We start from the raw sequence: 11,093 nt of genomic DNA on the forward strand, positions 1-11,093 counted from the left end.
GAACACCGAAGGCCCAGAAGCTCTTCCGAGCCCTGGGCCTTACGTATGTCCGCGATCCAGGCAGGCCGGCATCCCCCGACGGCTGTACGCCTCGGCTGTAGGCCGGATGGGCTGAGCGCTCAGTTCAATCCGGCATAGCTGTGCAGGCCGCTGATGACCATGTTGATGATGAAGAGGTTGAACAGCATGGCTACGAAGCCGGCGATGTTGATCCAGGCTGCCTTGGTGTCTCGCCAGCCGGAAGTGGCTCGGGCGTGGAGGTAGGCGGCGTAGAGGACCCAGGCGATGAAGGAGCAGGTTTCCTTGGGGTCCCAGCCCCAGAAGCGGCCCCAGGCGGCTTCGGCCCAGATGGCGCCGAGGATGACGCCTGCGCCGAAGAGGGGGAAGCCGATGATGGTGGTTTTGTAGGCGAGTTGGTCGAGGGTGCGGGCGTCGGGGAGACGACGCGCGATGGTGCCGAGGATGTTGGTGGATTCCTCGCCCGCGGGCTGACGCATGCGGAACAGGTAGAGCAGGCTGGCTACGCCGGAGACCAGGAAGACGCCGCTGCCGATGCTGACGATGGTGACGTGGATCGGCAGCCAGAACGAGCGAAGTGCGGGGACAACGGGGGCGGCGTCGGCGTAGAGGACCGTGCCTGCCAGGAACATCAGGATCAGCACGGGAACCAGCAGGAACGCCCACATCGCGCGATAGCGCTGGTCGCGCAGGAAGATCAGGCCGATCACCACGGCGGCCACGGTGGCCATGGTGGTGAACTCGTACATGTTGCCCAGCGGGAAGCGGTGGGTCGCGAAGCCGCGCAGCACGATCGAGCCGATGTGCAGTACCGCGCCGACCAGCAGCACCGAGAAGGCCATGTTGCCGAGTCGTTCGCCCAGCGGTCTGGCCTGCGGGGTCTCGATGCGGCCGGGCAACCCCGGATCACCCGCAGGGACGAGTTCGCGCGCGGCGACCTGCTTGGTCCGCGCCGAGGCGTACTGCACGATCAACAGGACCGTGGCCAGCGCGTAGACCGCCATGGCCGACATGAACGCGAAGTCGCTATACCGTGCCAGCGTTTCGTCGATCTGCATCAGGATTCCGTCTCCATGTCGAGTGCGTGTGCCCTGGTCCGCATCAGTTCTGCGCTCCGAGCAGCCGTGTGCGCAGTCGATCGAATTCGGCACCCCAGCCTGCTTGATCGCTTCTGGCCAGGCCGCCCATTTCTACTACGGCGCGTCGTTGACCCACGGTACCCGTCGCGGTGTCGGCCGGGTACGCCCGGATCCAGATCCGCCGCCGTTTCAGCAACAGCGACACCAGCAGACCGGCCATCATCGTCAGCGCGCTCACCAGCACCCACTGCTGGGCGGGGTCGTGCGAGACCTGCAGGTTGACGAATTCCTGGGCGCCGTCGAAGGTGACCTTCGCCCCGCTCGGCAACGTGGTCGACTCGCCGGGACGCAGGTTGACCCGTGCTTCCTTGGTCAGCCGGCCCTGCTTGATCATCTCCGGATCCAGCGAGAACAGCGACTGCGAGCGACCGGTGTCGAGGCCGGTGTTGCCGCGATAGACGTCGACCGCGACCGCCGGATCGTCCATCCGGGGGAACGCCGAGGTGAGCAGGCTGCCGTGGAACATCGCGGTCGGCGCGAACAGACCTTCGATGGCGATCTGGTTCTGCCTGCGTTCCTCGTCGGTGGCGTACATGCCACCGGGCGGGTCGATGCGCAGCACACCGCTGGACAGGAAGGTCTGGGCGTCGTCGGGCCGCCACTGGATGGTCTCGGTGCGGGTCTGCCCGTTGGGGAAGGTGACCGTGAACGTGGGCGCGAAGCCGTGTCCCTGTAGGTAAACGCGGTCACCGGCGACCCGCAACGGGTGGTTCACCTGGAGCTCGGTGCTGCGCCAGGTGTCGGTGGCGAGATCTGCGCCTGCCTGATATTCGATGTTCGAGTGGAACATCTCTGCCTGGCCGGTGGGCAGGTAGTCGGCCTTGAAGTCCTTCACCTTGATGCACAGCGGCGTCATGCCGGTGCCGTCATTGGTGTTGCCCGCGCGGAAGGAGTCGAACACCGCGGGCGAGGTGGTGCAGAAGCCGGGACCGTTGTTGGCGATCACGATGACATTGCCCTCGTAGCCGAGCAGCTTGCCCAGCGCGATCGCGACCAGCAGTCCCACCAGCGACAGGTGGAACACCAGGTTGCCGAACTCGCGCAGATAACCCTTCTCCGCGGACAGCGTCACCTCACCGTCGCGCTGACCGGGGCGAACCTCGGTCCGCCACCCACGCAACGAAGCCTTGGCGGCCTCGATGACCTCATCGGGAGCGCGGTCGTCGGTCTCGCTGAAGTGGTGCGGCAACCGGCCGAGGTTGCGCGGCGCGGGCACCGGCGGGGTGCGCAGCGCCTGGTAGTGGTCCCAGCAGCGCGGCAGGATGCAGCCCACCAGCGAGATGAACAGCAACACGTAGATGGCGGTGAACCAGAAGCTGCCGAACACGTCGAACAGTTCGACCCGGTCCATCCACGGGCCGAGCGTCGGGCGGTCGGCGATGTACTGCTCGACCTTCTGCGTGTTCAGACTGCGTTGTGGCAGCAGCGCGCCGGGGATGGCGGCGAGTGCGAGCAGGAACAGCAGCACCAGTGCGGTGCGCATGCTGGTCAGGCCGCGCCAGGAATTCCGGACCAGGGCCCAGGCCCGGCCCGGCAGCGACTGCCGGACGGGCGGGGTGGGGGTGGTCGGAGTGGTCAGCGTGTCAGTCATCAGATCGGAAGAGTCACCTCGGAGACGAACCCGTCACGCACCCAGCCGACGAACTGATCCCATGCCCCCGTGACCAGCGCGACGCCGACAGCGACGAGCAGAACACCCCCTACAACCTGAATAGTGCGCGAATTGCGCCGCAGCCAGCCGACCCCGCGCAACGCACCGGCCGACCCGAAGGCAAGCACCACGAAGGGCAGCCCGAGGCCGAGGCAATAGGCGACGATCAACGTCACTCCGCGCGCGGCGGTGGTGCCCTCGGTGCCCGCGGACACCGCCATCACACCCGACAGCGTCGGCCCAAGACACGGCGTCCAGCCGAGCGCGAACACCCCGCCGAGCAGCGGCGCGCCGAGGATGCTGGTGAGCCTGCGCGGCTCCATCCGCGTGTCGCGCTGTAGGGCGGGGACCAGACCGATGAACACCAGACCCATCAGGATCGTCACCACACCGCCGATGCGCTGCAGCAGTTCCCGATTCACATTGAGGGTCTGGATCACGCCGAAAACAGTGGCTGTAGCCAGCACGAACACCACCGTGAACCCGGCGACGAACAGCCCGGCGGCACCGGCCACCCGCAACTTCGCGCTACGGCGTTGCGCGGTGAGCGTGCTCGCCTGCGCGTTGGTGGCAGGCGGCCCCTCGGCACCGACCAGCCCGGCCAGATACGACAGATAGCCGGGGACGAGCGGCACGACACACGGTGAAGCGAACGACACCAGGCCCGCGAGCAGGCAGGCTCCCAGCGCCAGCAGTAGCGGACCCGATGCCGCCGTCTGCTGGAAGGAATCCCCGACTGCGGCGAGCACCATCACTCGGTGCTGTCCTCGTCATGCTGCTCGTCGCGCGGCAACGACAGAGTTCGCTCGGTCTCGGCCGGTTCAGCGGGGCCGAAATCGAACAGACCGGCACCGGCGACACTGCGCGGGACGGTCGCGATGCCGGCCCAACGGTCATCGACCGTCCAGCCCGCACCCATGCGGCGAGCACCCTGACGGGGGCGACACGCGGTCAGATTTCCAGGACGACGACGGCTCACTGCTTCTCCTCGGCGGCGATGCGCTCGACCACGGGCTGTAGGTCTTCTGCCAATAGCGAGCGAAGGAAGACCGCGGCGACCCGGTGCTGACGATCCAGGATCAACGTGGTCGGAATAACACTGGTGGGAAAGTTTCCGCCGAGGGCGAGCAAGGTTCGCATCGACGGGTCGTAGATGGACGGGTATTCGATCTTGTTGTCCACTACGAAGTCCTGGGCTTTGTCGCGCTGATGGTCGCGGACGTTGATCCCCAGGAACGCGACGCCTTGATCTTTGGTCGCCGCGAAGACTTTTTCCAGAGCGGGCGACTCGGCGCGGCACGGGCCACACCACTGTCCCCACAGGTTCACGACCACGACCTGGTTCGGGAAATCGCTGACCGAAACGGTCTTTCCCTCGTTCATCAGGTCGGGCCCCGAGAGCGTGCCGATCGTCCCGCGCGTCGCGGGCGGATCGTAGTAGATCTCCGTTTTACCACCGGGTGAGACGAATTCGAAGGTCCCGCCACCGGTGGCAACCGCATCGGTACCCGTCGAACAGCCCGCCGCGGCGACGATCACCAGCACGGCGGACAGAACGGCGGTCAGCGCCCGCGGCCGACGGCCACGGGCGGATCCCGATGAGGACAAGCGAGTCATGCGCCGTGTACCGACGGATCCGACGCGCCCGCGGGCTCGGAATAGACGATGTCGACGAGCGTGTCGCCGTGGTAGACCAGCGAGGTCAGCGACGCGAGCGAGCACTGCCGGTTGCGCGGGTCGTGCCACAACCGCTGGCCCTGCAGGAATCGGCGCAGTGTCCACACGGGCAGCTGATGCGAGACCAGCACCACCTCGTGACCGGCGGCCTCGACACGGGCCTTGTTCACCGCGGCGAGCATGCGATGCGCGATCTGCAGGTAGGGCTCGCCCCACGACGGGGTGAACGGGTCGCGCAGCTTCCACCAGTGCCGCGGCTTGCGCAGGGCACCGTCACCGACGGAGACGCGAAGGCCCTCGAAGGTGTTGCCCGCCTCGATCAGGTTCTCGTCGGTGCGCACGATCACGTCGTGCGCGGCCGCGATCGGCGCCGCGGTCTCCTGGGCGCGCTGCAGCGGGGAGGCGATCACCATCGCGATGTCGTGATCGGCCAGCGAGCGCGCGACCGCACCGGCCTGCGAGCGACCGGCCACCGAGAGACTGAAGCCGGGCAGGCGGCCGTACAGGATGCCGTTCGGGTTGTGCACCTCGCCGTGGCGCAGCACGTGCACGATGGTTTCGACGCTCGACGGGTCGTCGTCGAGGGCGGGCGGCGCGGCGGCGGGGGCAGGATGGGGCGCCTCGTCGCTATCCGCCGGGGCTAGGGCGAATTCTGCGTCGGGCTGGTCGGAGCTCACGCTGGGGATCCTTCGGGGGTTGCGGCCGCGGCCGCGAGGGCGGCGGCGGGCAGAGCGGCGGCGATACGGTCGAACGCGTCCTCGTCGAGTGCCGCGGAGACGAACCATGCCTCGAACGCGCTCGGCGGCGCGTACACGCCCGCGTCGAGCAGGGCGTGGAAGAAGGCAGGGTAGCGCCAGGTCTGGCTCGCTTTGGCGGCGGCGTAGTCGGTCACCGGGCGCTCGGCGAAGAACACGCTCACCATATTGCCTGCGAACTGGACTTGATGCTCGACACCGGCCTCTGTCAGGGCTTTCGCGAACAGCGAGCCGAGACGATCGGCATTGCGGTCCAGCGCCGCGTACACCTGCGCGTCGGCCGCGCGCAGGGTCGCGAGGCCCGCCGCGACGGCGACGGGGTTACCGGACAGCGTGCCCGCCTGATAGACCGGACCGAGCGGGGCGAGGTTGTTCATGATTTCGGCGCGACCGCCGAACGCGGCGGCGGGCAGGCCACCGCTCATCACCTTGCCGAAGGTGTAGAGGTCACCGGCGACGCCCTCACGGCCGTACCAACCCGACGCGCTGACCCGGAAACCGGTCATCACCTCGTCCATGATCAGCAACGCGCCGTTGTCGTGCGCCAGGGTGCGCAGGCCCTCGTTGAAGCCGGGCAGCGGCGCGACCGCGCCCATATTGCCCGCGGCGGCCTCGGTGATGACGCAAGCGATCTGACCGGGATGCGCCTCGAAGGCGGCGGCGACGGCGGTGAGGTCGTTGTAGGGCAGCACGATGGTGTCGGCGGCTTGCGCACCGGTGACACCGGGCGAGGTCGGCAGACCCAGCGTCGCCACGCCGGAGCCCGCGTCGGCCAGCAGCGCGTCGACATGGCCGTGGTAGCAACCGGAGAATTTGATGATCTTGGATCGGCCGGTGAAGCCGCGGGCCAAGCGGACCGCGCTCATCGTGGCCTCGGTACCGGAGTTCACCAGGCGCACCCGCTCGACGGGATCGACGCGGGCGGCGATGGCCTCGGCCAGCTCGATCTCGGCCTCGGTCGGCGCGCCGAACGAGAGTCCACTGGTCGCGGCCTTCTGCACGGCCTCGACGACCGCGGGGTGGGCGTGACCGAGGATCATCGGACCCCACGAACACACCAGATCGACGTAGTCGTTGCCATCGGCGTCGATGAGCGTGTAGCCACTCGCGGAGGTGAAGAACCGCGGCGTACCGCCCACCGAATTGAACGCACGGACCGGGGAATTGACGCCACCCGGGATCACCGAGGCTGCCCGCTCGAAGAGCTGGGCGGAAACCGGTACCTGCGTAGGACTCACGGATTCCAGTCTCTCAGCTCGCCTCGGCACGCCGGACGACAGGGTGGAGCACAGTGACCCAGACCGCAGCGACCCACCGACGACACGCCCGACACGCCGCCCCTATCGGCGAAAGAATTCGATCTAGGCCCATTGGCCTGCGACTACGCTCCGGGCGGCTCAGCACCTGAGCCACCGGGAAATCAGTTATCAGCGAGAGGGTATTTCATGCTTTTCGGCGTCACCAGCACTGCCCTTGGCACGGGGTTCGTCGCGGTGGGAGTGCTACTCGGCGCGGGTTCGGCCACCGCCTTCGCACCACAGGCCCAGCCCGATCGGATCGGTGCCCAGCTCAGCCACGAGGAGACCGTGGCACTCGGGTCGGGGCCGATTCCGGCGATCACCGCGATGATGGTGCCCGCCAATCGGATCGGCGCGGGTCTACACACCGATACCGATCTGTACCGTGACGCCGACGGCGGCATCCGTGCCACCTTGCGCCAGGTGGTGACGGAAGCGGCGGCTCATCCCGACGGCACCGTCACCATTTTCCTGAACGCGCCCGGCACGCGCGGCGGCCGCGTCGTCGACGTCTATCAGCAGTGGACCGGCTGATCAGGTGTACATGCAGGGCACTTCGGCGGAGATCGTGTGCAGCTGGCACATGATGCCGTTGTAGATCCCGCTCGAGCCGGTCTCCGGGGCGAAACCGTCGGCGGCCGGCTCGGCGATCATCGGGGTGAGCGGCAGGCCGGGGGCAGCATGAGCGGGCGCCACGGCCAGCGCGATCGTCGCCACGGCGGCGGCGACGGTACAGATTCCTGCGGTCAGTCTGGTCATCGATTCCTCCTCGAGGGAGCCCGCGGTGCGAACTCGCGTCCCGAACCCCCACGCGCACATCGGAATTCGGCTTCCTCTAGATCATCGGTTCGACGTCGCGCCGTGCTACAGATCTGCGATAGATCCTGGTGACGGCATCGATCACCAGCACCCCGCTCACAGTCACCAGCGCGCAGGCGAGCAACAGCAACGGCGGCACATAGCGCACCGCCGCGAACCCGGGGTGCTCATCGGTGCCCGCGAATTCGGTCGTGCGCCGTGCGGCACGCCAGCTGACGACCGCGCAAGCCAGGAAGAGCACGGCGAAGCCGAGTTCGAACAGCGCGATCCAGCGTCTCATTCCTGAGATCCTGCCAGGGGCGAGATCGAATCAGCCGACCAGGCTCGGTGCCAGAATCAGCGCGATGACCGCGATGGTGAGCACAACCATCAACCCGATGACCAACAGGTCGCGTCGCAGGCTGTGTGGTTGCTCGATCACCACGCGCATCATTGCCTCCGCTCCCCCGGCGTTCAGCCGGTGTGATAATCCTCACCATACACTGCGCAGTGTCACTTCCGGTTGGACTGGAAGTACTTCGTCGACTCCGGCCGGTAGCTCAGGAACGCGGCACCCGCGGCCAGCACGCCCTGCACGATCGCCGAGCCACCCGCCACGATCGTGGCGGGATTGGCGACGGCGGAGAAGGTGAACATGGTCGCGATCGCACCGAGTCCGAGCCAGATCGCGACGACCGTGAGCACCGTGCGCGCCCAGCTCTTGCCGCGGCCGAGCTGATGCGCGACGGCCACGGTGACCCCGGCCAGCAGTACGCCGACCAGCGCGGTCAGCGCGAACGCCACCAGCACCATCACGTCGACGGTGGACGCCGGGAAGTTCGGATCCGACTTGTGCATCTCGTCGAGGAACTGCTTGCTGAGCTTGTCGCGCTCCCCGGTCATGGTGATGACGCTGGCCAGGGTGTAGACGACACCGAGGCCTGCGATTGCCCACCACAATTGACGGGCGGTGCCGACGTCTTCCGGCATGGGAAGGGTTTCGGGTTTGTTCGGTGGAACGATCACGACAGCCAGTGTGCTGCCTCGGTCGCCCAGTAGGTGAGCACGATGTCCGCGCCTGCCCGCCGGATGCCGATCAGCGACTCCAGGATCGAGGCCCTGCGGTCGATCCAGCCACGCTCGGCGGCGGCGGTGATCATCGCGTACTCGCCGGAGATCTGATAGGCCGCGACGGGAACCGTCGAGCGATCGGCGACGTCGCGCAGGATGTCGAGGTAGGACATCGCGGGCTTCACCATCACGATGTCGGCGCCCTCGGCGAGGTCGAGGTCGAGTTCGCGCAGCGATTCGCGGCGGTTGGCCGGATCCTGCTGGTAGGTGCGGCGATCGCCTTCCAGCGACGAGCCGACGGCCTCGCGGAACGGGCCGTAGAAGGCCGAGGCGTACTTGGCCGCGTAGGCGAGGATGGCGGTGTCGGTGCTGCCGACCGCGTCGAGTCCGCGCCGGATCGCGCCGACCTGGCCGTCCATCATGCCGCTGGTCCCGAGCAGATCGGCGCCCGCTTCGGCCTGTGACAGCGCCATCTCCACATAGCGGTGCAGGGTGGCGTCGTTGTCGACAGCGCCGTCGGTCCCGATCACCCCGCAGTGGCCGTGATCGGTGAATTCGTCGAGACAGGTATCGGCCATGATGACCGTCGCGTCGCCGACCTCTTCGGCCAGCGCGCGCAGCCCACGATTCAGGATTCCGTTCGGATCACTGGCCTGCGAACCGGTCGCGTCCTTGTCCTCCGGCAGCGGCACCCCGAACAGCATCAGCCCGCCGACCCCGGCGGCCACCGACTCCGCCGCGGCCTTGCGCAGGGAGTCCAGTGAGTGCTGATACACCCCCGGCATCGAGCTGATCTCCCGCGGCTCGTCGAGGCCATCGGCGACGAACATCGGCAGCACGAGCTGACGCGGCTGCAGCGTGGTTTCGGCGACGAGCCGACGCAATGCGGGTGTCCTACGCAACCGCCGCGGGCGGTCGAAAGCGGTCATAGCCCGCAGAATACGCCTGTCGCCAGTTGGTCGCCGCAGCGCCTATATCGGGTCGGATCCGCGGGCCAGTTCGCCCAGAATCTGCTCGAAGGTAGCGAAGACCGGGGACGGACCGGCGGAACTCCATGCCTGGTTGGTCAGCAGGATCGCTGTTACCGCGCCGTCGTTGGACCAGGTCGAGCCGAGGCCGCCGTCCCAGCCGTAGGCACCTGCGCGGGGACCGGCGGGGAGGTCGCGTAATTGGACGCCGACGCCGTATCCCCAGCCCGCGCTGCCGTCGGGACTCGGGCCGCCGCGGGACAGTTGCTCAGGGGTGAGGTGGTTGGTGGTCATGGCGTTGACGGCCTGTTCGGACATGATGCGGGTGCCGTCGAGTTCGCCGCCGTCGCGCAGCATGCGGGCGAAGAGGTGGTAGTCGGCGAGGGTGGAGACCAGGCCGTCGCCGCCGCCTTCGAAGGCGGGTGGGGTGCTCCATTGGCCGTCGGCCGGGTCGAAGACGGTGCGGGTGCCGTCGATGTCCGCGTAGTGCGGGCCGAAGCGGGCCAGCTTGTCCGGCGGGACGGAGAAACCGGTATCGGTCATGCCAAGTGGGCGCAGGACACGGTCGGCCAGGAATTCCGAGAGCGGTTTGCCCGCTGCCCTGGCGACCAGGATGCCGAGGATCGATGCGCCGACGTGATAGAGCCAGCGTTCGCCGGGCTGATATTGCAGGGGCAAGGTGCCGAGTTGCCGCAGCCAGGTGTCCGGGGGCAACATGCGCGCGGGTGTCGGCGGGCCCCAGCCGAGGTCGAGGTCGCTCCAGACGGCGTCGAGTGGTTTGGGTGAGAAGTCGGCGAAATCCATGCCCCAGCCGAGGCGGAAGGTGAGTAGGTCGTCGACGGTGATCGGGCGGTTCGCCGCGACCGTGTCGGTGACTTCGGCGGCGGGGTTCGCGAGCACCCGTAAGTCGGCGAGTTCGGGAAGCAGCCTGTCGACCGGTTCGGTCGGGTCGAGTACGCCGTCCTCGATCAGGATCGAGGCCGCGACCGCCGTGAGCGGTTTGGTCATCGAGGAGATCCGGAAGATCGTGTCGGTACGGACAGGTATTTCGCGTGCGGTGTCGAAATGGCCGATGGCGCCGGTGGTTACGTCGTCGCCGGCTGCGATGAGCCAGGCGAGACCCAGCAGTTCGTCCGCGGCGACGTGCGCGCCGAGCCGCTTGTCGATCTCGTCCACCGTCATCGCCTCTCCTCGGGTTGCGTTGCTACTAGACCACAGCGGTCCGACAGCAACTGGTGAATCACCACCGGCAGCGCTGCGTCGAGGTCGGCAACCGGGCCCGGCGAACCTGTGGATAACATCGAAACCCAGTGGAGCTCAATGGCTTCCGCGCGAGATCACCGAAACCTGTCGGTACCCCTCGCTATAATCGAAAGCGTGTTCGAGGGTTCCGACGATCGGGGGCGGGACCCAAACGCAACGGGAGGACGCCGAATGAATGCCATTGCCGCTCAGACCACTTTCATCACCGCGCCGTACGTGCCGCTCGAGAAGAAGCGACTGCCCGCGGGCCGTCCGCGCCGCTGGTACGTGGCGCACAATCGTCGGCTCAAGGCCATGCGTTTGACGATCGCCCTGCTGGATTCCGGTGTGTACCTACCCAATCAGGCCACCAACGAGACGATTCGGCGCACCGCCGAGAAGATCGACATCCGTCCGCCGTCGGATGCCACCTGTCGTCTGGTGCGCACGCTGCTGCGCTACAGCCGATGACCCTG

15 protein-coding genes are annotated in these 11,093 nt (G+C 67.6%); 2 read left to right on the plus strand and 13 right to left on the minus strand.

Going from position 1 to position 11,093, the window contains the following annotated elements; all coding sequences use genetic code 11:
- Positions 1-119 precede the first annotated feature (119 nt).
- The 7 genes from ccsB to hemL all read right to left on the minus strand — a co-directional run bounded on the left by ccsB (position 120) and on the right by hemL (position 6,478).
- Positions 120-1,076: a c-type cytochrome biogenesis protein CcsB gene (gene ccsB / locus ACFWPX_RS14815; RefSeq protein WP_378927843.1), complete on the minus strand. Its 957-nt coding sequence runs from the start codon at positions 1,074-1,076 to the stop codon at positions 120-122.
- Positions 1,077-1,119: 43 nt separating this feature from the next.
- Positions 1,120-2,748, minus strand: coding sequence for a cytochrome c biogenesis protein ResB (locus ACFWPX_RS14820; RefSeq protein ID WP_378927844.1), 1,629 nt, complete (start codon positions 2,746-2,748; stop codon positions 1,120-1,122).
- Entirely contained in the window at positions 2,748-3,560 is an 813-nt protein-coding gene (locus ACFWPX_RS14825) for a cytochrome c biogenesis CcdA family protein (RefSeq protein ID WP_378927845.1), read from the minus strand. Before ACFWPX_RS14825 ends, ACFWPX_RS14820 begins: the two co-directional genes overlap by 1 nt.
- The gene (locus ACFWPX_RS14830; RefSeq protein WP_378913201.1) at positions 3,560-3,787 is read right to left on the minus strand and encodes a hypothetical protein; all 228 of its coding nucleotides are present in this window, start codon (positions 3,785-3,787) and stop codon (positions 3,560-3,562) included. Before ACFWPX_RS14830 ends, ACFWPX_RS14825 begins: the two co-directional genes overlap by 1 nt.
- Positions 3,784-4,425: a TlpA disulfide reductase family protein gene (locus tag ACFWPX_RS14835; protein ID WP_378913200.1), complete on the minus strand. Its 642-nt coding sequence runs from the start codon at positions 4,423-4,425 to the stop codon at positions 3,784-3,786. Before ACFWPX_RS14835 ends, ACFWPX_RS14830 begins: the two co-directional genes overlap by 4 nt.
- Positions 4,422-5,039: a histidine phosphatase family protein gene (locus ACFWPX_RS14840; RefSeq protein ID WP_378634497.1), complete on the minus strand. Its 618-nt coding sequence runs from the start codon at positions 5,037-5,039 to the stop codon at positions 4,422-4,424. The genes ACFWPX_RS14835 and ACFWPX_RS14840 overlap by 4 nt, the downstream gene beginning before the upstream one ends.
- Before the next feature lie 119 nt (positions 5,040-5,158).
- Entirely contained in the window at positions 5,159-6,478 is a 1,320-nt protein-coding gene (hemL, locus tag ACFWPX_RS14845) for a glutamate-1-semialdehyde 2,1-aminomutase (RefSeq protein WP_378927846.1), read from the minus strand.
- Between the two features lie 207 nt (positions 6,479-6,685).
- On the opposite strand from hemL, the gene ACFWPX_RS14850 reads away from it, so the two are divergent.
- Positions 6,686-7,072 carry a hypothetical protein gene (locus ACFWPX_RS14850; protein WP_378913199.1) on the plus strand — a complete coding sequence of 129 codons (387 nt, stop codon included), beginning with the start codon at positions 6,686-6,688 and terminating at the stop codon, positions 7,070-7,072.
- On the opposite strand, the gene ACFWPX_RS14855 is transcribed toward ACFWPX_RS14850, so the two are convergent.
- The 6 genes from ACFWPX_RS14855 to ACFWPX_RS14880 all read right to left on the minus strand — a co-directional run bounded on the left by ACFWPX_RS14855 (position 7,073) and on the right by ACFWPX_RS14880 (position 10,557).
- On the minus strand, positions 7,073-7,297 hold the full coding sequence (locus tag ACFWPX_RS14855; protein WP_378927847.1) for a hypothetical protein: 225 nt from the start codon (positions 7,295-7,297) through the stop codon (positions 7,073-7,075).
- A gap of 76 nt (positions 7,298-7,373) precedes the next feature.
- Positions 7,374-7,637: a hypothetical protein gene (locus ACFWPX_RS14860; protein WP_378927848.1), complete on the minus strand. Its 264-nt coding sequence runs from the start codon at positions 7,635-7,637 to the stop codon at positions 7,374-7,376.
- Positions 7,638-7,667: 30 nt separating this feature from the next.
- Positions 7,668-7,790, minus strand: a complete 123-nt coding sequence (locus ACFWPX_RS14865; RefSeq protein ID WP_378913196.1) for a hypothetical protein — start codon at positions 7,788-7,790, stop codon at positions 7,668-7,670.
- A 59-nt stretch (positions 7,791-7,849) separates the two neighbouring features.
- Positions 7,850-8,362: a hypothetical protein gene (locus ACFWPX_RS14870; RefSeq protein WP_378927849.1), complete on the minus strand. Its 513-nt coding sequence runs from the start codon at positions 8,360-8,362 to the stop codon at positions 7,850-7,852.
- Entirely contained in the window at positions 8,359-9,336 is a 978-nt protein-coding gene (hemB, locus tag ACFWPX_RS14875) for a porphobilinogen synthase (protein ID WP_378927850.1), read from the minus strand. The genes ACFWPX_RS14870 and hemB overlap by 4 nt, the downstream gene beginning before the upstream one ends.
- Positions 9,337-9,378: 42 nt before the next feature.
- Entirely contained in the window at positions 9,379-10,557 is a 1,179-nt protein-coding gene (locus tag ACFWPX_RS14880; protein ID WP_378927851.1) for a serine hydrolase domain-containing protein, read from the minus strand.
- A 252-nt stretch (positions 10,558-10,809) separates the two neighbouring features.
- On the opposite strand from ACFWPX_RS14880, the gene ACFWPX_RS14885 reads away from it, so the two are divergent.
- Positions 10,810-11,088, plus strand: coding sequence for a hypothetical protein (locus ACFWPX_RS14885; RefSeq protein ID WP_062988789.1), 279 nt, complete (start codon positions 10,810-10,812; stop codon positions 11,086-11,088).
- Positions 11,089-11,093: the final 5 nt, after the last annotated feature.

It is taken from the genome of Nocardia sp. NPDC058518 (assembly GCF_042719655.1).
Taxonomy (GTDB): domain Bacteria; phylum Actinomycetota; class Actinomycetes; order Mycobacteriales; family Mycobacteriaceae; genus Nocardia.